Origin of the sequence: Microbulbifer variabilis (assembly GCF_020524905.1) — a bacterium.
Classification (GTDB): domain Bacteria; phylum Pseudomonadota; class Gammaproteobacteria; order Pseudomonadales; family Cellvibrionaceae; genus Microbulbifer; species Microbulbifer variabilis_A.
This window is the reverse complement of the sequence record NZ_JAIVKI010000020.1, coordinates 54,932-75,216: the sequence shown is the minus strand read 5'-3', so window position 1 is coordinate 75,216 and position 20,285 is coordinate 54,932. Positions and strand designations below refer to the sequence as shown.

Below are 20,285 nucleotides of genomic sequence, written 5' to 3'. Positions count from 1 at the left end.
CCTGACCTCACGCGGTGGGTTTGCGCTTGCCGGGCAATATGCCCATCAGCTTACAGATAATGCCGAGCATTACTTCATCGGCACCGCCGCCGATAGCGGTAAGGCGGCTGTCACGGTAAGCGCGATTGATCATCGTTTCCTCGATATAGCCCATACCGCCCCAGAACTGCAGGCACTGGTCTGGAATAGTTCGGGACAGGCGGCCGGCCTTAAGCTTGGCCATAGAGGCGAGTGTAGTGACATCCTCTCCTGCCACATAAGCTTCTACTGCACGCCAGGTTAATGAGCGCAGGCACTCCACTTCGGTCTGCATTTCCGCGAGAGCAAAATGAATGGTTTGGTTGTCGATCAATGGTGCCTTAAAAGCATGGCGTTCGCGCACATAGTCGATGGTGCTACTTACGCAGTTCTCCAGACCTTTTAAGTTCAGCGCGGCGCCGGCGAGGCGCTCCTCTTGGAATTGCAGCATTTGCAACAGGAAACCGGCACCTTCATCGCCGATGCGGAAATGTTTGGGTACCCGCACATTGTCAAAAAAGATAGGGGCGGTTTCCGATGAGCGCATGCCCAGTTTGTCGAGTTTTTCACCGATACGCACCCCTGGAATCTTCGCCGGGATAACAATCAGGGATTTATTGCTATGGGACTTGCCTTCACTGGTATTGACCAGGGTACAGAAAAAGTCTGCGCAGGGAGCATTGGTGATCCACATCTTGCTGCCGTTGATCACATAGTCATCGCCGTCGCTTTTGGCCGTGGTTTTTATTGAGGCGACATCGGAGCCGGCGCCTGGTTCGGATACGGCAATCGCGCCGATCATCTCGCCGTTTACGGCGGGAATCAGGAACTGCTCTTTGAGATCCTGGCTGCCGAAATTGGCCAGGGCAGGGGTACACATGGAGGTCTGCACCGAAATCGATAGGGGTACGCCGCCACAGTGGGCGCCGCCCAGTTCTTCCAGGAAAACAGTTTCATAACTGAAGTCGAGACCGAGGCCGCCGAAGTCTGTGGACTTGCTGATGCCGAGCAGGCCCAGGCCGCCCAGTTGCTTGAAAATTTCGCGGATAGGAAAGCGGCCGGCTTTTTCCCATTCCGCCACGTTGGGGTTAATTTCCTGCTGTACAAAGTTTTGTACGGTGCGCTGTAGTTCCCGGTGTTGATCGCTAAATATCATTATTATTTTCCCTGCCTTGAAGTGTGAACCCGGTGATTGTGATTTTGGGCAACCGCACTTCCTTGTTGCCCAGGCTTTTCGGTTTAAAACCTTGCTACGCCAAAGGTATTATTGTTGAGTTTGCTCTTTTCGGCCTCACTACAGACCTCCAGCAATAGGCCCAAGAGTTTGCGAGTATCGCGGGGATCGATAATGCCGTCATCCCAAAGGCGGGCACTGCAGGAAAGAGCATCTGAATTGCCCTGCATAAATGCACTGGTATCGTTTTCCAGTTTGTCTAACACCACCTTATCGACACTGCCGCTGCGTTGCATTTTTTGCTCGGTGACGATGCGCATCACCTTGCCTGCCTGGGCAGCGCCCATGACTGCGGTACGTGAATTGGGCCAGGCGAAAATAAAGCGGGGATCGAATCCGCGACCGCACATAGCATAGTTGCCAGCCCCATAGGAGCCGCCTACGACAATACTGAGTTTTGGCACGCTGGCGTTGGCCACGGCCTGAATCATTTTGGCCCCGTGTTTGATAATGCCGTTGCGCTCAACCTCGGTACCCACCATAAATCCTGTGGTGTTATGCAGAAACAACAGGGGCGTGCCGCTCTGTTCACACAGCTGGATAAACTGCGCGGCCTTGTTGGCCCCTTTGGGGGTGATGGGGCCGTTATTGCCAATAATCCCCACGACGAAGCCTTCGATACGGATATGACCACACACAGTTTGCCGATCGAATTCCGGTTTGAAGTCCAGCAAGGCGGAGCCGTCGGCAATACGTGCGAGAATTTCGCGCACGTCGTAGGGCTTTTTGCTGTCTGCTGGAATCAGGCCGAGCAGATCGTCAATAGGATGCAGCGGGTCCTGGTATTCTTTTTCTACAGAGCTTTTCACTGGTGAGGGCAGGGCGGCGATAATTTCCCTAGCTAAGCGAATACCGTCGGCATCGTTCTCTGCCAGGTAATCGCCACTGCCGGATTCCGCACAATGCATTTCCGCTCCGCCGAGGCTCTCTTCATCGGCAATTTCCCCGGTAGCGGCTTTCAGCAATGGCGGTCCGGCCAGGTACATGCCGGTTTGACCGCGCACCATAATCACATAATCAGACAGGCCCGGCTGGTAGGCACCACCAGCAGTAGCACCGCCATGCACCACAGTAACTTGTGGAATACCGGCGGCGGACATGCGCGCCTGGTTCGCAAATCCCCGCCCGCCCGGGGCAAAAGTATCGGTGGCATACATCAGGTTGGCGCCGCCACTCTGTGCCAGAGTGACTGCCGGCAGGCGATTTTCCAAGGCGATACGCTGCATACGCAGGGCTTTGTCCATTCCAGCAGGAGAAATAGTGCCACCTTTTACCGCGTAATTATCCACCCGCACCATACAGCGTCGGCCACTGATCTGGCCGATACCACAAATGGCACCGCCGCCCGCGCCGCTACCATCCTGGTCGTCAAAAAGTTTATAGCCAGCGAGGGAGCACAGCTCAACAAAAGGGGCGCCGGGATCGAGCAGCAAATTGAGGCGCTCCCGTGGCAGCAGCCAGCCCCGATCACGGTAACGGTCAGCCTTGCTTTTCTCCGCTTGAACCGGGCGTTGCTCAGCCTCGCGAAACTGGTTGATCTGTTCCAGCATGGCAGTTTTGTTGTCATTGAACTCTGCCGAGCGGTTGTCGAGTTGGGAATCTATCGGCTGCATTAGAGCTTGCCCTCAGCTTCCAATTCTTCCACTACCTGGGGCCTGCGTTTGCGGTGGAATCCATTAAAGCGTTTGGAGTTGCTGGCGGCTTGCGGTTGCCAGAGGGGAGAGTGATGTTTGAGGCTAGAGCCGCCGTCGATACGCAGGGTTTGCCCGGTGATATAGCTGGCTGCATCGGACAACAGGAAGCACACGGCGCCACTGACTTCGGCTTCCTCACCCAGTCTGTAGAGGGGGATGCTGTCGCGGAAACCCGGCAGTAGCTCGCGCAGGAATTTAGGGTCGTAGGTATCAAAACCGCTGGAGAGAATATAGCCTGGTGCTACAGCATTGATTCGAACGCCAAAAGACGCCCATTCCAGTGCAGCGGTTTCAGTAATATTTTCCATGCCCGCGCGGGCGGCACCGGAGTGGCCCATCATCGGCATACCGCCAGTATTATCTGCCGTGATATTGACAATACTGCCGCCGTGCTGCTTCATCGACTGCACAAAGACTTCGCGGGACATTAAAAAGCCACCGAGCAGGTTGCTGCGGACGACGGCATCGAAGCCTTTTGTGTTGATCTGCTCAAGGGGGGAGGGGAACTGGCCACCGGCATTGTTCACCAGCCCGTGAATTCTGCCTCGAGCTTGGACAATTTGCCCAACCGTTTCCCGTACCCCCTCTTCGTCGCGAATATCCAGGCTGTAGTGGCTGCATTCGCCACCATCGTTACTGATTTCGCCGGCAACACGTTCCAATTTATCCAACTTGCGTCCGATCAATACGACATGGGCGCCGAGGCTGGCCAGTTCGTGGGCGATACAGCGGCCAATACCGCTGCCGCCACCGGTGACAATATGGGACTGTTCGCTAAAGCTGCCTGAGCGCAGCTGGCTTTGATAGCGCATGAAAATTTCCTTTTCTTGGGCCAGTCAGGCCTGTTCAATTTTTATTGTTCTTGTCCGCTCTTGCGCCTGCGTGAGGGAAAACGCAGAATAGCTTAACGCTACCAAGCAAGCGCTTGGTATTCAAGAGTTGGCTTCTCTTAATCCTGTGATTGTTAGGTTGCCGATATGTCTGCAAAAGAATGCAAAAAAGAAAGCAAAGAGTTGGGAGTGTTTCGTGCAAGAGGGCGCACAGGTAATAGCGGGGGTACAAGGTGCTATGTCGCCGCAGCAACTAATTGGAGCATTGGTAAAGAAGGGCGAGCTTACTGACCCGGCTTCTCCACGGGGGCGTTTGCTCAATGCCGCCGCGCGCCTGTTTGAGCAAAAGGGATTTTCACGGACCACCGTGCGAGATCTGGCCGCGGAAGTGGGCATTCTATCTGGCAGTATTTTTCATCATTTCTCCAGTAAGGAGCAGATTCTTTGCGAAGTGATGAAAGAGGTAACTATTTTTGCCAGTGCCCGTATGCGCAGTGCGGTGGAGCAGGCCGCGTCACCTCAGGAGAAGTTGCGCGCTTGTATCCAGTCTGAGCTTGAGGCCATTCACGAGCGGGCGGTGCCGGGTTTTTCCATCTTGGTGATGGAGTGGCGCAGCTTGTCAGACAAAAGCCAGAAAGAAGTGCTGTTACTGCGTGATGAGTACGAGCAAATATGGCTGGATGCGATCAACTCGGCTCATTGCCCCGGCGGGGATGCCACAGTGGTACGCCGCCTTATGGTCGGTGCGCTGAGTCATACCTATAGCTGGTTTAAAGTCAGGGAGAATGGATTGACCATTCCCGAGCTGACTGATCGGGCCTATCAAATCTTCGCGCCGAAGATTTAAGCACTAGATTTAAGAACTATAAGTCTTAAACACTAAAGCAATACTAATTACCGGCAAAGTGCCGATAAAACTGTGCACTTTGCCACCTTTCCTGCCAATTTCTCCTCTTTAAAGACTTTCCTGAGAACTGGTGCGCACCTGTTTTTTCCCGAATCTTTTACTCTGCGCGCAAGATGTAATAATTGTGACAATAAGTGTCACTTGGTGACAGGAGAGGGAAATGGCGGGCCAGGATTTATACCAGGTGGTTTCCACAGGACGGATGCTTCACGCCAAGAAACCAGAAGTTGTGACTCGGGATATCGCCAAACTATTCTCGATTCCAGAAGCACAGGCACGCAGGTTACTGCTAAAAGGCTGGGTGATTAAAGATAGCCTGATATCGTCACAGGCCCTGGAGTACAGGGCCCGTCTGCACAAGATGGGTTTGCGTGCCGAGGTTTGTCCTGCGGGAAAGTTCGATAACCAGCAGTTGATCGCAAAAATCAAAGTGGCCCAGCGGCGTAGGGCCAGTATAGAAGCGAAACCGTCAAGCAAAACGGCCTTGGATGCCGTTTCCAATGGTAAGGCCTTGAAAGAAGGAGGGCTTGAAAGTGGGCAAGATAGAGATAGCCGTACTGTAACTTCCGTAAAAGTGAGTGCTAGGAGTAATACAGAGCGCCCAGGAACTCGACTAGCGTCTCAAGAGGCCAAACCAAAAACAGTAAAGCCTGAAGCGCAGGGAAAAGAAAAGTCTCTCTTCAGCAATAAGAAGCCAACCGTGGCCGCTGCAGGTGTACGGGTCCTCCTTGGGCTGCTCCCCGCGATAGTGACTCCCGCAGTTTTTATTAGTGTGGCAATACTGTGTCTTTATTGTGCTGGCGCACTGCTATGGCAAATTCCCTTGGCGGTTTGGCAAGGGGAATTAACTGGCGCTTCTCTGCTGTTCAGTTTGGGGGGAGCGACAGTTTTTGTTTTTTTATTGTTGCTGTTGGCTTTGCCCTACTTTTGCTTTCCTAGGGATGCTCGTACAAAACCTGGTGAAAAACCCTTAAAGCCTTCTGAATACAAAGACCTATGGCGTTTGTTTGAACAGCTCTCAAATGCAACACAGTTACCAAGGGTACAGTCTCTGGTATTAAGCCCGGATGCCCGTGTCTACTGTGCCCCCAGGTTTTCTGACGTGATGCGCCAAGAGCTGCCCCTGAATCTGGGGTTGGCCAGTGTAGCTTCCCTAAGTGGTCGCGATACCCTGGCATTGGTGGTGCGTAACCTTGGCCTTTTTCAGGGAAAATTAAATGGTCTGCTGGCCTGGCTGGTTCTGGATGGAGTGCGTCGCCTGGAACTGATGCAGTGGGCTCTGGAAAATGAGCGAAGTATGCTGTGCAGCCACTGTGAGCCGGGGCCGCTGAAACCCTTCCATCAAATGCTGGTTACTTGTGGGTATTTCCTGTTGCCAGTGATTGAGCGACTCGAAAATCTGCACCGTGCTTTAACTCGGCGGAGTGCCCGTTACCTGGAATCCCGTGCTGACCTTTGGGCCGCCGATTTGATAGGCAGCGAGGCTTTTGCCGAGTTTGCCGGAAACTGGCATCGCCTGGTGCATGCAGACCTAATGGTTGCCGAGATTGCGCGAGAGGCTTCAGCCGTAGGGCAGTGCTTTGAAAATATCCCTGCCGCTGTAGCCTGGACCCTGGAAAATCTCGATGAGGAAACCGGTAAAACCATCGAGCTTGCAATGAGCCAGGTCAGTGATCCCTGGGATGTCTTTGAAGCGGCAGATCTAGAACGTATTGAGATTGTTCAACAGCGCAATTTACATGGGCGCCTGCAGAGGGCGTTTTCCCTGGAAAACCTCTTTGTCGATTTCCCCACATTGGCCAGGAACATCAGCGCGGAAGCTAGTGCACCCGATTGTCAGGTGGTGGAGAATCGCCGGTTACTTTGCTCCAGCCATGAGGCGGAAGAGGCATTGGTGGTCTTGGATGTTTATTTTAACCGCCTGCCGCCTCTGACTTTATTGCCCCTTCGCAGGCCAGCCTCACAGGAGCTGCAGGCGATGGATCTACAGACCAGTATCGATTGGCTGCGCAGTAAATTAATTGAACTGCGAGAGTTGCGCGAGCAGCGAGAGCGCGCGCGCCTACTGATGGTATCGATACAGCTGGGGGCGGCGTTGATTCGAGCCAAAGTGCGTATCGAGCCTCAGGATTATTCCTTGAATAGTGCCAGCCTCGCAGCGGCTCAGGAAGCCGCGGCAATAAAAAGGTCTGAGTTGGAAGAAATCGAGCGGCAGCTCCAGCATATCTATTCAGCGTTTTATCAACGGTTGTGCTTGGCCGTTGTGGCTATGCCGGCGCGGGAGCGACAGCAGGCACGGAGTCTGCTGAGCCAGTTGGCTGCTTATGAGGCGCTGGCAACACACCTCGAACGCCTTACGGGTTACAGTACCAGTCTCGCAATCTTTGCGAGTCGCTTGTCCCCGGACCTGGCCGAGCGGGAACTGGTGCAGAAATACCTGGCCCTTTCCGCGCGGGAACTGGATGCCACCTTTGCTACGGTGGAGTCATCAGAGCTGTTAAAGGCTCAGGGTTTGGATAGCGCTCTTTGTATCAAGGCCAAGCGTGAGCCATTACAGCAGCTACCCCAGCGACATCAGGAGGCGTTGGCGATGGTGCATACCATGGAGTCCCGCTGCAAATACGCGAGTTCAATAATTTGGGAGCGCTACCAGATTCAACTGGCGGTTCTGCTACAGCGCTGCTTGGAAAGAGAGGGGCAGTTGGAAGTGAACCCCTTGCGTCTGCTGCAGGCGGTCTAGCCGCCGGCGAGCTTTACTTTGTAGTTTTTAGATTCCAGTAGCGCTTTGATTTCGGCGCGCTTATCGCCCTGGATTTCGATTACCCCGTCTTTCAGGGCGCCGCCGCAGCCGCAGCGTTTTTTCAATTCTGCCAGCAGTAACTTGAGCTCACTATCTGTGCCATCCACGCCGCGCACACAGGTGACGCCCTTGCCTTTGCGCCCTTTGGTCTCTCTTTGGATACGTACGATCCCATCACCTTGGTGCTGCTTTTCCGCTGCGGGCTCTTCTTTGATTCGACCGCGGTCGGTGGAGTAGACGAGACGATTTTCCTTGGCCATAGCGTTGGGCTCCTAAAAAATGTTGCACTGACTAGCTGGGGCGCGATTGTGCCCGAGGCGCGATGGAAGTCAAAGAGGTCGCCGTCAGTTCTTTAGGGAAGCGGAAGAAGTGGAATAGGGGGCGACCCGCCAGCCGCCAGCGGGTAAAATTTCGATGTACATCCCTAGCAGCTGGTAGAAGAGGTTGATCCATGGCGTTGACTGGACGTCGCAAACTGCTCAATGAAGTCATCTTTGGCACTGACACGCCCGCAGGGCGTAACTTCGACGTGTTTTTGATCTGGGCAATTTTAATTAGTGTTGGGCTGATACTGTTGGCCTCGATTGGTCCAATCGCACAACGTTACGGTGCGCTACTGACCACACTGGAGTGGCTCTTCACCGGTCTTTTTACCTTGGAATACGCTGCCCGTATCTATTGTTCGGGTAATCGACGCAAATATATTTTCAGCTTTTATGGCGTTGTCGACCTGTTGGCGATTCTGCCCAGTTACCTGGCCCTACTATATACCGGGGCAACTTATCTGCTGGTGATCCGCTTGCTGCGGGTGTTGCGTATCTTCAGGATTTTAAAGTTGGTGCGCTACCTGCAGGATGCCAACCTGCTATTGCGGGCTTTGGGGCTGGCCCGGCGGAAAATTCTGGTGTTTTACTCCAGCGTCCTGGTGATGTGTATTATCTTCGGCTCGCTGATGTTTGTGGTGGAAGGGCCGGAAAACGGATTTACCAGTATCCCCACCAGTGTTTACTGGGCGATTGTGACCATTACCACCGTTGGCTATGGGGATATTTCTCCTCAAACACCATTGGGGCAGGGTATTGCGGCCATGACCATGTTGATTGGTTATTCAATTATCGCCGTACCAACGGGCATCCTCACCGCTGAGCTGGCGGGTGAGATGCATCGCGAGCGCAAACATCACCGCTGCAATAACTGCGGCCGCAGCACCCATGATCCAGATGCGGAATACTGCAAGTTTTGCGGTTACCGGCTGGAGCTTCCCACATTAGCGGAAAAGGTATGACCTGGTTGTGGGTGCCCCAAGGGGGCTCCCAGCTGTCATGAGGGGCCTAGTGCGGCGGATTACCACTCGTTTGGCACGCGTACAGCAACCACTTCTGCCTTTGCGCAAAGGCGCCCGTCGCTACTGAGGTCACAGTGCAAGATGGTTTTCTTGGGGCCGCGTTCGACAATTGTGGCTTCCAAGATAACCGGTTTGTCGATGGCAGCGGGCGCCAGATACCTGATATCCAGTTTGCCAGTGGCAAACCAAATTTTATCTCCGCTACCCACATTGCGATCCGCTTGCAGATAACCATCGGCGATGGCGGTACAAACGGTGTGACAGTCAATCACCGTGGCGATAATACCGCCGTTTAAATATTGAGCGGGCCCAGCATTGTGGTACGGGCTGGGTGTGAATTCACAACGGGATTTATCCGGCTCGACCCAATAGCTTTTAATACGCAGGCCCTGGTCGTTGTCCGGCCCGCAACCAAAACAATGGTTGCCCTTAATCTGATCCTGAATGGCAATTTGCTCAGTCATAACTATCCCTCGCTGTGGACGCGCATAGTAACGATTTGCGCCAGGGAGGGGAAGAAACTAACCTTGCGGACTTGCAATAGAGTTACCCGAATTATCTGGACCTAGATACATGGAAATATACGGCTTTTGCGCCCCCGGTTTCGAAGCCCTGTTCGAGGCTTTCGGCAAAAATTTTCGCGAGTGTGGAGATACTGGTGCCGCCTTTGCAGTGCGACGGCAAGGTGAGTTGATTTGCTCCTTGTGGGCGGGTAGTGCCGACCGGGAAGGGAAGCAACCCTTTACGGAAGAAACGCTGGTCAATGTTTTTTCGTCCAGTAAGGGGGTGCTAGCACTGCTCGCTATGCAGCAGGTAGAAGCGGGCAAGTTGGATTTGGATCGCCCAGTCGCGGATTACTGGCCAGAATTTGCACCGCATAAAGAATCTGTCACCGCGCGCCAACTTCTCTGTCATCGCAGTGGCTTGGTCGCCTTTCGCGAGCGGGTTAAGGACAGCCTTATTTATGATTGGCAGGCGGCCTGCGATGCGGTTGCCCACACAGCCCCATGGTGGGAGCCAGGCAGTGAGCAGGGATATGCACCCTTTCTTTACGGTTGGAGTCTGGGTGGCCTGATAGAGCGGGTTGCGGAAAAACCATTATTGGAACTTTATCGAGAAATGCTAGCCAAACCCCTCAATCTCGATGGCGGCTTTGGTGCAATGGGGCATCGTTCTAGCCGCATCGCCGATGTGAGCCCATTAAAACAACCATTGCCGGAGCTGCGTGAGAATGCCATTGGTCGGGCGATCAAAGAAGATCGTAAAGGCCCGGTCTCTATGGCGTTTAGTAATCCGGTGAGCCTGATGATGGGAACTAACAGCCCCGAGTGGCGCGGTGCCTTGATTCCCGCAGCCAATGGCCATTTCAGTGCGCGGGACCTGGCGACGGTTTACGGTGATCTGGCGGGGGGGAATCCAACAACCCTTGGGCAAGAGTGGGTTAATGAAGCCTCGCAAGAACAGAGTTGTGGGCGAGATAAAGTACTACAGGCCGAAGTAAGTTTTGGCTGTGGCTTTATTCGCAGCAGTCACTCCGCAGATCTGCGTTTTGGCGGAAAGCAGGGTTTTGGCCATCCAGGTGCCGGAGGCAGTGTCGGTTTTGCCGACCCAGAGCAGGGCTTAGGAGTGGGTTACATCACTACACGATTGGGGCAAAGTCTGTTTATGGACCGTCGTGCGGTTGGCCTGGTTGAGACACTGTACGGATTATTGTAATGACAGAAGAAGTTTTAAAACTAATGGAGCGTATCGATGAGCTGGAGAGCCGCTTAGCTTTTCAGGAGGATACGATCTCCCAGTTAAATGATGTAATTACGCGCCAAGATGCGGATATTCGCTCAGTGGTGGCGAGACTGCGTGAACTTGGAGAGAAGTACAGTGCCCTGACCTTCGAAATGCAGGGTGGGGGCAGGCAAGCTGACGAGAAGCCACCGCATTACTGAGCGGCGTTGAAAAAATGAGCAGTGAATTTGGTGTGTATTCATCCTTTCATTGCTCCATTACGGAGTGGCGCCAGAAAACAAATATGGCGTTATTTTTTAGAATTTACGCTGAGAAAAATCGCCAAAATTTATCGAAAATATTTTGGCGCCACGTCACTATGACCTTAAGTATTAAAGTGTCTAAAAAAAGTCTGTCTTGTGACGTCTTTGCTATTGACAAACTTTTCCACACTTAAATCCGAGGTTTTGGCGCCTGATTATTTACTGATACATCTGGTACATTATTTTTTAAACCATCTCTAACTTATTGTTTTTACAGTAAAAAACCGGGGAGTTTAAAAAATATGCAAATCGCTGCAGGCGAGACTGTATGCCGCCTGGCGCGGACCCCTGTTTATTAATGCACAGAGTTATCCACAAAACCTGTGGAAGAAGTCTGGTTTGATCGCTTTTTATTCAGCTGCTGTGTATAGAAGGACCACAGGAAATATCACAGGAAAAAAAACCACAGAAAAGTATCGCAAGAAGATACTGCAACTTAGGACTTCGAAGCCTGCAATGGGGACTGGTCAATAGAACTGGAATTGGCTTCGTCGTATTCTCCACATAATTTGGTTGGGTTGATTCAGCCGCCGGTCAGCTTTTAGCTGGATAATACCGGCACTGTGCAGGAGCACTGAACTCAGTGCGTCCCGATACCCGTTTATTAAAAGTGCGTTAGGAGAACCAATAATGAAACATTGGGTAGCAATTCTCGCTATGGGCTCACTGGTAGGCTGTTCCACTCTGGATCCTTACACCGGCGAGAGTAAAACCAGTAATGCCGCCAAAGGGGCGGGAATGGGCGCAGTAGCTGGCGCCATTGTTGGCGTGGCAACCGCGAGCAAGAAAGATCGCAAGAAGGGGGCTCTTACCGGTGCCCTTGGTGGTGCTGCGATTGGTGGCGGTATTGGTTACTACATGGACCGTCAAGAAATGGCTCTGCGTCAGCGCCTTGAAGGTAGCGGCGTACGGGTTCAGCGTGAGGGCGACAATATTCGCCTGATCATGCCAGGCAATATCACCTTTGGCAGCAATCGCACAGATATCCGTACCGATTTTTACGACACCCTGGAATCGGTTACCGTGGTTTTACAGGAATTCGACAAGACCGCTATCCGCGTGAGCGGCCATACCGACAGTACGGGTTCCGATGTGTATAACCAGTCTCTGAGTGAGCAGCGGGCCAATTCTGTGGCGAGTTTCTTTAGCCACAATGGTGTTTCTGTTGGCCGGGTGCAGGCCGTTGGTTATGGTGAGCGCTACCCACTGGCCAGCAACGACTCCGAGTCTGGTCGCCAGGCCAACCGTCGTGTTGAGCTGGAATTACTGCCACTGTAATTCCTTTGTGCAGCTGAGCTGATAAACAGCTGCATGTCACTGCGTCTTGATACTCCTTGGTTTCAATGGTGATCATGTACGCAGTGACACAACTCCTCCTTTTCTATTGACAGCATCACAACAGAGATTCCCTATCTTCTGTAATCATTCGCGTCCGCTGTACTTCTTTTATTCATCGAGTTTCGCAGAGTTCTCACTTTTATTGGATTGGTTGTTTTTTATACCGCTGTAGGTTTTCTTGAGGAGTGGAACACTGATGAATTCCAACAGCATAAAAAAACGGCGATCTCTCGGGTGGCTGTGCTATCCCTACATCTACTAATAAAAGAAAAGTGGAGCAAAGTCGTGAGTCATTCCTTGTTCAAGTGGAGTTCCTTATGGGGCTTTGCCCTGACGCTAGTGGCTATACAGGCTTTTACCTGGCAGGGGGAAGTGGTTGAATCTGGCACTAACCTAGAGGTCCGTTTTAGCGAAGCGGCCGTAGTGGCACAGGTGGAAGTTATTGGTATTCACCGGGATGTGGACAGTGCGCTTTCGGAACCGGGAGTAACAGCCATCTCGGGTTATGTTTATTCCGCAGTGCCCGGCCAGGTTTGGAAAGGCATAGTGGCAGATCAAATTACTTTTCGCCTGGGATTGGAATACTGTGATAAGAAACTTGAAAAAGGCGAGAGTTATCTGATTTTCGCTAGGCTCGATAGTTATGGCAGGCTGCAACTGCACAGTTGCGATTCGGCAGTTGTTGAATCGGAGGCTGAGGGACTGTTGGCTGAGCTTAAAGAATTTATTTCCCAAGGCTGACTTATTCAGTAAAAGCCACACTTATTAGAACATTTAGTTGTAAGTTGCCAGCCAGTTACAGCAATCCAGACTCTTCTGTTCAAGCCCACTGCCTTGAAGAACTTCCATGCCGGGTTATTCTTATCATTATTGGCGCCATCTTCTTTGGCCGATAAAAGTTGATCTTGCTTTACTTCGGCGTCAAAAAGGCTGTAAGGCCAGACGTTTTAGGTCATAAGTAGATTCTCAGTGCGCTGGGTGCTGGCCATGCAAGAGCGCAAATTTTGAAACTGCCTGGGGTCGAGAGGTCGACATATGAAGAAGTTATTGATTCCACTGATCATACTGTTGTTGATCATCGGATACTTTATGTCTCGCAGTGGCGAGCATAAAGCCAAAGAAGCTTACGATTCGATGAACTCACCCAATAGTGAGCAGATGAATGACAACTCCAAGCCATCTGGCAGCGGTGGTGATTCAACCTCTCCAAATGGTACTGCCACGCCCCCGGATGGTATGGGGGATCCCGATGCCCAAATGCCACAGGACTCCGAGCAAACCGATCCAGCACCTCCTGGTGATGATGCCAGTTCTGGGGAAGGGCCAGATACTATGGGTGCAGGCCCATTGCCCGGATCGCCGGGGGATAGCGGTGCTAGTGGTCCTCCCCCAGTTCCAGGTGCCGATGGGGAAGCGGCGGATACGCCCGATGCAGATTCCGACACTTCAACGGATAACGTGGTAGAAGATGCTGCTAAAGAGGCCCAGAGAGAAGTAGAAGGTGCAGATAACCTCGATGACAGTACACCGGATAGCGACAGTGAAATTGACCAGGGCATGAATACTAACGAAGACGAGCCCTAATTAATGGATTAACAGGTATAAAGGAGGCACTGCGGGCTGCCGGTTCAGGTGGCCCGTAAATTTTGCAAAATGATCGAACATAAGTGGCTACAAGGACATACCGTTTTACAGGTTCGGCCTCGAGGAAAATTTACCGCAGAGGATTTTCATCAGCTGGCAGAAAAAATCGACCCTATTATTCGGGAGCAGGGCAGGATAGAGGGGCTGCTGATCGATGCCAAAGATTTTGCGGGATGGGAAAATTTTGTCGCGATGATCTCGCACTTTCGATTTGTGAAGGACCATGAAAAACATATACAAAAAATTGCCGTAGTATCAGATAACCCGGTGTTGAAATTTATGCCGCATCTGGTCTGCCATTTTGTCAGTGCAGAGGTGCGACCTTTCCCTCAGGATGAATACTCCGAAGCTCTGGCATGGCTGGAAAATCCGGGTTAGCATCGCGCGCCATTTAACTGTTATTTGGAGCGCCGGTGAACCCAGCTTTGGCCATTATTGCGGTGACAACTGAAGACCTACCCGCCGCCCAGGATTTATCCAGTCGACTCAATCTTCCCTGCCTGGGGGTAGTCGCTCCATCGGAAGTCAATGATATTCCCCAGGTGTTGTCCTGTGGTGAACAGCTACAACTCTGTACTACCGGGCGCAAGTCACCAGGGCCTATCTCTGTCGATTTTGTTGGTGGGGCTTTGGCACACCGACGCAAATACGGTGGTGGCAAAGCCCAACCGGTCGCCAAAGCCGTAGGCTTACGTCCTGGTTTTCACCCCCGCATACTGGATGCCACTGCTGGACTTGGCCGTGATGCCTTTGTTCTGGCAGCCCTGGGCTGTGAGGTGCAGATGCTTGAACGCAATCCAATAGTGCGCCTGCTCTTGCAGGACGGCCTGCGGCGATTGCGGGAGGCCTCCGTTACGGACCCGGAGTTGGCTGAGATTGCCAGGCATTTATCGCTTGCTGATGAGGATGTGCCCGCCGCGGAATGGCTAGCTCAGCAAGATGAGGAATCCTGGCCGGTTGTCTACTTGGATCCCATGTTTCCTCCCAGAGGTAAGAGTGCCAAGGTAAAAAAGGAAATGGTGGCTTTCCATCATCTGGTCGGAGAGGATCAGGATGCGGATGATTTACTAGAGCCCGCACTCAGGGCCTGCTACTACCGCACCGTGGTCAAGCGCCCCAAGCTGGCGCCGTATCTTGCAGAGAAGAAGCCAGCGCTTTCTTTTGAGGGGAAGTCGGGGCGCTTCGATATCTATACCAAACACGGTGTGCCAAGTTGATAGGCGACTTTTAATACTCTTCACGCCTACAAGGTATCTCTCGATACTTTAAGGTTTAAAATTCATTATCCAATTTATCTACACTGGCCGATAGTGATTAGATAAGTATCCTTTAGTGAGGAGTCCTCTAGAGATCCCCACCATTTTGCCGCCCCAGTAATACAGGGATGTGTTACTGCAAGTCGTGAAGGTGCATGCCTATACATGCTTATATATGACTAGGAGAAGGCTTGGATCATTGTTTTGTGGGCTAGGATTTTCCCTCAAAAGCGTTAAGTGCTAATGAGACTTGAAATGGATTTACGAGTTACCTCTTCAATTCTGCCTGTAGTCCCAATGTTAGTTGGGAGTGGCATGTATGTTCTCATAATCTCGAAACAGCTCATCGGTGGCTATAATTCGTGGCAAGATAGTTTAATTATTATTTGTTATGTATTTGGCCTTCTCGGCGTGATTGGCCTATTTCTCGCGAGTTTTGATCGCGCATATTCTGATCCTATTCAGGCAGGGCGTGTAATAAAACTTCTAATCTTCGGTTTGATATCAGCGGTTCTCGCTATTGTTTTAATGTTTACGCTGGGCATGAAAAATTGGCTGATTCCTACCTTCATTATTTTTTGTATTTCTAGCCCATTTATGACCGGTGTCTACTTAATATTTAAGCTCCGTAAGCTTGTCAGCGCCTAAAAACAGTGGGCAAACTCTATCGTGCCGGGCCGCGTTTACCTGGTGGTATCCTTTAATAGAGCGGGGTATTGGCTGTGAGAGGTGAGATCGACGAATCGCAGCAGCCAGATATTTCCAATCGCAAAATATTCTCTGCAAGTGCTCTTGGTTTTCTTACCGCAGCAACTATCGTAACCAGCCTCCGCAATCTGCCTATGATGGCGCAGGAAGAAATGACGATGTTTTTCTACATTGGCATTTCCGCTCTGTTATTTTTAATTCCGGCCGGTTTGGTGGCCGCCGAATTGGGTAGTGCCTTTTCTGACCGTACCGGTGGAGTTTATACCTGGGTGGGGGAGGCCTTCACGCCCAAGGTGGGTTTTATCGCTATTTGGTTGCAATGGGCGGAGTGTGTTGTCTGGTATCCCACTGAACTGGGATTTGCAGCGGCAGCCATTGCTTATGCCCTCGGTGATCAGAGTCTCGCTGGTAACACTTATTATATTGGCGGCTTTTGTATAGTTGCCTACCTAATTGCCACCGCGGTAGCCCTTTCTGGAACCAAATTTCTGGCAGAGGTTACCAAATATGGGTTCTTGCTGGGCACACTGATGCCTTGTGTGATTCTCATTGCATTGGCAATAGGTTGGGTAATGCTGGGACATCCACTGGGCTGGGAAGCGGCCACAGACCCAGCTGTGGCTGTACGGGAGGAAGGGCAGGCACATCCGCGCTGGTTTCCACACATCACCGGCCTGGGAGCAGTTGCCTTTCTTGGAGGAATATTGCTCTCATTTGCTGGCATTGAGGCCCAGGCCAGCCATGTATCCGAAATGCCCAATGCCCGCCGCGGTTATCCGATAGTGATCGGTATTGCCGCCCTAGTGTCATTTCTGGTCTTTACTCTCGGCGCGCTGGCTATTTCTGCGATTCTTCCCTATAAGCAGATCTCTATAGAGACGGGCCTTTTCACCGCGTTCAACCAGGGGTTCTCACAGTTACTGGGTATTGGATGGCCAGTGCAAATTCTGGCAGGGTTAATCGCCTATGGGGCTTTGGGGGGAGCTCTGGCCTGGCTGGCTGGGCCCAGTAAGGGGCTGCTGGCCACAGCCCAGGACGGCATGCTGCCACCCTGGTTTCAGCGGGAGAATGCCCGCGGTGTACAAAAAAATATCCTCTACACCCAGTGCCTGATTGTTTTGCTGATTTCATCCATTTATGTTTGGGTGGATAACGTTTCCACAGCCTTTGTATTGATCTCAGTAATGGCGATTAGCCTGTATATCATTATGTATTTACTGATGTTTGCAGCGGTTATCCGTTTGCGTTACACCCAGCCAGATCTCCCCAGAAGCTTTAAAATACCTGGTGGAATCACTGGCGTTTGGATTACCGCTGGCACTGGCATTGCCGCCGTTTCATTTGCGCTGTTGGTGTCCTTTTTCCCCCCACAGCAGCTGACAATTGCCGACCCCAAAGCTTACGTGGCTTTAGTTTTTTCCGGGATTGTGATTGCAGTGGTCATTCCGTTACTGATTTTCTACTTGCGCAAACCCTCTTGGCGCCAAGAGGGTGGTCATAGGCAGCAGTCATTTTCCGATATTGACGAGTGACAAGGAGGTCGGTCGTGAAACAGAAGTCTCCATTCGATATGTTCTTTGATGAATATAATGAGGATATCCCCGAGGATCACTTTCCCAGGGATAGCATCTCAGCTTATGCAGCGGAATCCATAGTGACCAGCGAAACCTGGTCTGATGCCAAACCGGCTATGAATCTCTCCTCTTTTGTTACTACCTTTACTGAGCCAGAAGCTTTCGATGTAGCCAAGAATCACTACTTGAAGAACTATATCGACCACGATATGTACCCACAGTTATTCGCCATGGAAGCGCGTATGGTGCGATGGCTGCATGAACTGTGGAATGGGCCCAAAGGTGTGGAGCCTTATGGTGCAGCCACCATTGGTTCTTCTGAGGCCTGTATGCTGGCGGGCTTAGCTCACAAATGGAATTGGCGCAAACAGAGGGAGAAAGCTGGTAAGAATACATCCAGACCAAACCTGGTTACCGGAGCCAATGTTCAAATCGTTTGGGAAAAGTTTATGCGCTACTTCGATGTGGAACCGCGTATAGCTCCCCTAAAGCCTGGGCACTATCGCTTTAACAGCGAACATCTGGATGAGTTGGTTGATGAAAATACCATCGCCGTGGTGGCGATTGCCGGGCAGACTTTTACCGGGGAAGATGATTCCTTTCGTGCAATTCATAACTGGCTGGATCGCCACCAGGAGAAAACCGGCCATGACATTCCCATGCATATTGATGGTGCTTCTGGGGGATTTGTAAATCCATTTTTATATCCAAACTATCACTGGGATTTTCGACTGCCACGGGTGAAATCCATTAATGCCTCGGGGCATAAATTTGGTTTGGTACCGCCGGGGTTGGGCTGGGTAATTTTCCGTGAGCGGTCAGTCTTCGATGAAGATTTAATGTTCTATGTCAATTATCTGGGCGGTGAAATGCCCACGGCCACATTAAATTTCAGTAGAAATGCGTCACCTGTTGCTTATCAATATTACAATTTTATTCGTCTGGGCTTTAAGGGATATAGAGATATTATGTCGCACACTCTGTCTAATGCTCAGACTTTACGCAGTAGGTTGGTGGATAGCGGTTACTTCGAGATTATGAACAAAACCCAGCGTATTCCTGTGGTCGCAATGACCTTGAATGATAAAATTACTAATTTTAATGAATACGATATATCTGACAAGGTACGTGAACGGGGTTGGGTGTTGTCGGCCTATTCAATGCCTCCCAATGCTCAATCGGTAAATTCCTTGCGTATCGTGGTGCGCCCACATTTAAACCTGAATGCTATCAATGGCCTGGCTGATGACATTATTCACGCGTGTGAATGGTTGGAGCAACATGGTGGAAATGCTACACCTCCAAAACTGCATGATCCCCATAAGGTGGCAACGAGTAAGTGTTAATTGCTGGAGGACTATCGACAATGATTAATCGATTGCTCTATTAATGCGAGTTAATCATTAGAGTAAAGCTCTTTAATTCGAGTTGCTACGTAGATTGAATTGTACGGTGAATTCTATGGAAAGGCGCATACTTTACAGTGATTTGCAGGAACCGGAAGGACCAGTCTGTTTACCTGACGGACAAGTATATATTGCCGAAATGTCGAATGCGCGCAATTGTGTGAGCCGTATTGATAAACATGGGCGATATCAACTGGTAGGGCATCCAGGTTGGCGTCCCAACGGCATGGCAATCGATGGTGATGGCAATCTGTGGATAGCCGGAGGAGGGGGTAAAAAATTGGTGCGTATGAAGCCCGATGGTAAGGTGCTTAATATTTATGAAGGGCCTAAGGATCGTCCCTATCTTTGGCCAAATGATTTAGCGTTTGGAAAAAATGGCTTGCTCTATATGACTGATTCTGGCATTGATCCAGATAAGTTTGTCGAGGGGCAGGTAGTTCGTGCTGACTTCAGGCAATGTCAATATGACGGAAGGGTATTTGAAATTGACCCCCGTAATGGCCACATCCTAAGGCTAATAGACGCCGGTTTGTCTTTCGCAAATGGAATCGCATTTGATGTCGATAAACGGCTATATGTAAGCGAAACTGTAACAGGAAATATTTATCGATATGATCTCACCTCTCAAGTACCCATTGAAGCCGAGCTTTTTGGCAATGTCATCTTGGGATCTCCTGATGGTTTTAGTGGGCCAGATGGAATGGCTTTTGGTGATGATGGCCGTCTTTACTGTGCCGTATTTGGCCAGGGTAATGTGAGCGTTCTCGATTGTGATGGCAAGATAGTCGAGCGCATAACTACCTGCGGGATGCGCCCAACTAATATCGCATTTTGTGAGGATGATAAGGGTGGGGCGGTGGTGACGGTTTTGGATGCTGGCTGCCTGGAATGGTTAAATCTCAAATGTCGTGGTAGGGACCTATATCGTCCTAAGGTGACAGTCTTACGTGGGTGATAAATCAGATATATCACTAGATACTGGTTCCCCTCAGCTAATATGACTAGCTTTAGTGTTTAAGTTTTCATTTAAGCATGATGGCTGGTGGCCCTCCTATCTCCGCTTTAGCTGAATAACCTTTTGTTTAGTTAATTCTCGTAAAATTTTCCTCAATAAACTCTCTTCCTTTAACTTTAATTGGGAGATTGTTTTCTGTTAGTTCTTGAGATTAGTTTTTATTGTTCCTTTGTTCGGTGTAGGTGGTTTAGGTTTTCGTAGTGAAGGTGATCTAAAGATAGTGGGTGATGGAGTGCTTAATTGAGTCACAAAAAATTTGAACTTTTCTTTCACATTTCAATACCTGATTTTTAGGATTATTTTCTTTTTATAAAATTTATATTGTTACTATTAACCCCTTTATTATATTTAAATAAAATAATTTACCTTTCTTTCTCGACTAGCTAGTCTAAATAAATTTATTTGCGAACTTTTGGTTTGTTTGAAAAACATACGACTATTATACTCCGCGTCTTTCTTGGGCGTGGT

At 50.8% G+C, this 20,285-nt stretch carries 19 protein-coding genes; 14 read left to right on the top strand and 5 right to left on the bottom strand.

Going from position 1 to position 20,285, the window contains the following annotated elements; genetic code table 11:
- Positions 1-7 precede the first annotated feature (7 nt).
- The 3 genes from LC073_RS18265 to LC073_RS18255 all read right to left on the bottom strand — a co-directional run bounded on the left by LC073_RS18265 (position 8) and on the right by LC073_RS18255 (position 3,758).
- The gene (locus LC073_RS18265; RefSeq protein ID WP_226648759.1) at positions 8-1,174 is read right to left on the bottom strand and encodes an acyl-CoA dehydrogenase family protein; all 1,167 of its coding nucleotides are present in this window, start codon (positions 1,172-1,174) and stop codon (positions 8-10) included.
- 83 nt (positions 1,175-1,257) lie between these two features.
- Positions 1,258-2,865, bottom strand: coding sequence for an acyl-CoA carboxylase subunit beta (locus LC073_RS18260; RefSeq protein WP_226648758.1), 1,608 nt, complete (start codon positions 2,863-2,865; stop codon positions 1,258-1,260).
- The gene (locus tag LC073_RS18255; protein WP_226648757.1) at positions 2,865-3,758 is read right to left on the bottom strand and encodes an SDR family oxidoreductase; all 894 of its coding nucleotides are present in this window, start codon (positions 3,756-3,758) and stop codon (positions 2,865-2,867) included. Before LC073_RS18255 ends, LC073_RS18260 begins: the two co-directional genes overlap by 1 nt.
- Positions 3,759-3,972: 214 nt before the next feature.
- Here LC073_RS18255 and LC073_RS18250 point away from each other — a divergent pair, with 214 nt between their 5' ends.
- Both LC073_RS18250 and LC073_RS18245 read left to right on the top strand, forming a co-directional pair.
- Complete coding sequence (locus tag LC073_RS18250; protein ID WP_226648756.1) at positions 3,973-4,623, top strand: TetR/AcrR family transcriptional regulator; 651 nt, start codon at positions 3,973-3,975, stop codon at positions 4,621-4,623.
- A 220-nt stretch (positions 4,624-4,843) separates the two neighbouring features.
- Positions 4,844-7,423, top strand: coding sequence for a hypothetical protein (locus tag LC073_RS18245; protein ID WP_226648755.1), 2,580 nt, complete (start codon positions 4,844-4,846; stop codon positions 7,421-7,423).
- Here LC073_RS18245 and yciH read toward each other — a convergent pair.
- The gene (yciH, locus tag LC073_RS18240; RefSeq protein WP_226648754.1) at positions 7,420-7,743 is read right to left on the bottom strand and encodes a stress response translation initiation inhibitor YciH; all 324 of its coding nucleotides are present in this window, start codon (positions 7,741-7,743) and stop codon (positions 7,420-7,422) included. The two genes, LC073_RS18245 and yciH, sit on opposite strands and share 4 nt — an antisense overlap.
- Before the next feature lie 191 nt (positions 7,744-7,934).
- Here yciH and LC073_RS18235 point away from each other — a divergent pair, with 191 nt between their 5' ends.
- Entirely contained in the window at positions 7,935-8,768 is an 834-nt protein-coding gene (locus tag LC073_RS18235; protein WP_226648753.1) for an ion transporter, read from the top strand.
- Positions 8,769-8,827: 59 nt separating this feature from the next.
- Here LC073_RS18235 and LC073_RS18230 read toward each other — a convergent pair whose 3' ends face one another.
- The gene (locus LC073_RS18230) at positions 8,828-9,292 is read right to left on the bottom strand and encodes a PaaI family thioesterase (RefSeq protein WP_226648752.1); all 465 of its coding nucleotides are present in this window, start codon (positions 9,290-9,292) and stop codon (positions 8,828-8,830) included.
- A gap of 109 nt (positions 9,293-9,401) precedes the next feature.
- Between LC073_RS18230 and LC073_RS18225 the strand changes: the two genes are divergently transcribed.
- The 11 genes from LC073_RS18225 (at position 9,402) to LC073_RS18175 (ending at position 19,757) form a co-directional block, all read left to right on the top strand.
- Positions 9,402-10,544, top strand: coding sequence for a serine hydrolase domain-containing protein (locus LC073_RS18225; RefSeq protein ID WP_226648751.1), 1,143 nt, complete (start codon positions 9,402-9,404; stop codon positions 10,542-10,544).
- The gene (locus LC073_RS18220) at positions 10,544-10,771 is read left to right on the top strand and encodes a SlyX family protein (RefSeq protein WP_226648750.1); all 228 of its coding nucleotides are present in this window, start codon (positions 10,544-10,546) and stop codon (positions 10,769-10,771) included. The genes LC073_RS18225 and LC073_RS18220 overlap by 1 nt, the downstream gene beginning before the upstream one ends.
- 732 nt (positions 10,772-11,503) lie before the next feature.
- The gene (locus LC073_RS18215; RefSeq protein WP_226648749.1) at positions 11,504-12,151 is read left to right on the top strand and encodes an OmpA family protein; all 648 of its coding nucleotides are present in this window, start codon (positions 11,504-11,506) and stop codon (positions 12,149-12,151) included.
- A 345-nt stretch (positions 12,152-12,496) separates the two neighbouring features.
- Positions 12,497-12,952, top strand: coding sequence for a hypothetical protein (locus LC073_RS18210; RefSeq protein WP_226648748.1), 456 nt, complete (start codon positions 12,497-12,499; stop codon positions 12,950-12,952).
- A gap of 294 nt (positions 12,953-13,246) precedes the next feature.
- Positions 13,247-13,795 (top strand): hypothetical protein, encoded by a 549-nt coding sequence (locus LC073_RS18205; RefSeq protein ID WP_226648747.1) that lies wholly within the window; start codon positions 13,247-13,249, stop codon positions 13,793-13,795.
- A gap of 48 nt (positions 13,796-13,843) precedes the next feature.
- Entirely contained in the window at positions 13,844-14,233 is a 390-nt protein-coding gene (locus tag LC073_RS18200; protein WP_226648746.1) for an STAS/SEC14 domain-containing protein, read from the top strand.
- A gap of 35 nt (positions 14,234-14,268) precedes the next feature.
- Positions 14,269-15,072 (top strand): class I SAM-dependent methyltransferase, encoded by an 804-nt coding sequence (locus LC073_RS18195; RefSeq protein ID WP_226648745.1) that lies wholly within the window; start codon positions 14,269-14,271, stop codon positions 15,070-15,072.
- A 294-nt stretch (positions 15,073-15,366) separates the two neighbouring features.
- Positions 15,367-15,759 carry a hypothetical protein gene (locus LC073_RS18190; protein ID WP_226648744.1) on the top strand — a complete coding sequence of 131 codons (393 nt, stop codon included), beginning with the start codon at positions 15,367-15,369 and terminating at the stop codon, positions 15,757-15,759.
- A gap of 74 nt (positions 15,760-15,833) precedes the next feature.
- Positions 15,834-17,351 (top strand): amino acid permease, encoded by a 1,518-nt coding sequence (locus LC073_RS18185; protein ID WP_226648743.1) that lies wholly within the window; start codon positions 15,834-15,836, stop codon positions 17,349-17,351.
- Between the two features lie 14 nt (positions 17,352-17,365).
- Positions 17,366-18,739 carry a glutamate decarboxylase gene (locus tag LC073_RS18180; RefSeq protein ID WP_226648742.1) on the top strand — a complete coding sequence of 458 codons (1,374 nt, stop codon included), beginning with the start codon at positions 17,366-17,368 and terminating at the stop codon, positions 18,737-18,739.
- A gap of 115 nt (positions 18,740-18,854) precedes the next feature.
- Positions 18,855-19,757 (top strand): SMP-30/gluconolactonase/LRE family protein, encoded by a 903-nt coding sequence (locus tag LC073_RS18175; RefSeq protein ID WP_226648741.1) that lies wholly within the window; start codon positions 18,855-18,857, stop codon positions 19,755-19,757.
- The last annotated feature ends 528 nt before the right edge of the window (positions 19,758-20,285 follow it).

Bases quoted from the DNA above. Each gene is read 5' to 3' on its own strand.
- LC073_RS18230 (WP_226648752.1), bottom strand. From the start codon at position 9,292: ATGACTGAGCAAATTGCCATTCAGGATCAGATTAAGGGCAACCATTGT.
- LC073_RS18175 (WP_226648741.1), top strand. From the start codon at position 18,855: ATGGAAAGGCGCATACTTTACAGTGATTTGCAGGAACCGGAAGGACCA.
- LC073_RS18225 (WP_226648751.1), top strand. From the start codon at position 9,402: ATGGAAATATACGGCTTTTGCGCCCCCGGTTTCGAAGCCCTGTTCGAG.
- LC073_RS18190 (WP_226648744.1), top strand. From the start codon at position 15,367: ATGGATTTACGAGTTACCTCTTCAATTCTGCCTGTAGTCCCAATGTTA.
- yciH (WP_226648754.1), bottom strand. From the start codon at position 7,743: ATGGCCAAGGAAAATCGTCTCGTCTACTCCACCGACCGCGGTCGAATC.
- LC073_RS18220 (WP_226648750.1), top strand. From the start codon at position 10,544: ATGACAGAAGAAGTTTTAAAACTAATGGAGCGTATCGATGAGCTGGAG.
- LC073_RS18265 (WP_226648759.1), bottom strand. From the start codon at position 1,174: ATGATATTTAGCGATCAACACCGGGAACTACAGCGCACCGTACAAAAC.
- LC073_RS18215 (WP_226648749.1), top strand. From the start codon at position 11,504: ATGAAACATTGGGTAGCAATTCTCGCTATGGGCTCACTGGTAGGCTGT.
- LC073_RS18260 (WP_226648758.1), bottom strand. From the start codon at position 2,865: ATGCAGCCGATAGATTCCCAACTCGACAACCGCTCGGCAGAGTTCAAT.
- LC073_RS18245 (WP_226648755.1), top strand. From the start codon at position 4,844: ATGGCGGGCCAGGATTTATACCAGGTGGTTTCCACAGGACGGATGCTT.
- LC073_RS18235 (WP_226648753.1), top strand. From the start codon at position 7,935: ATGGCGTTGACTGGACGTCGCAAACTGCTCAATGAAGTCATCTTTGGC.
- LC073_RS18205 (WP_226648747.1), top strand. From the start codon at position 13,247: ATGAAGAAGTTATTGATTCCACTGATCATACTGTTGTTGATCATCGGA.
- LC073_RS18255 (WP_226648757.1), bottom strand. From the start codon at position 3,758: ATGCGCTATCAAAGCCAGCTGCGCTCAGGCAGCTTTAGCGAACAGTCC.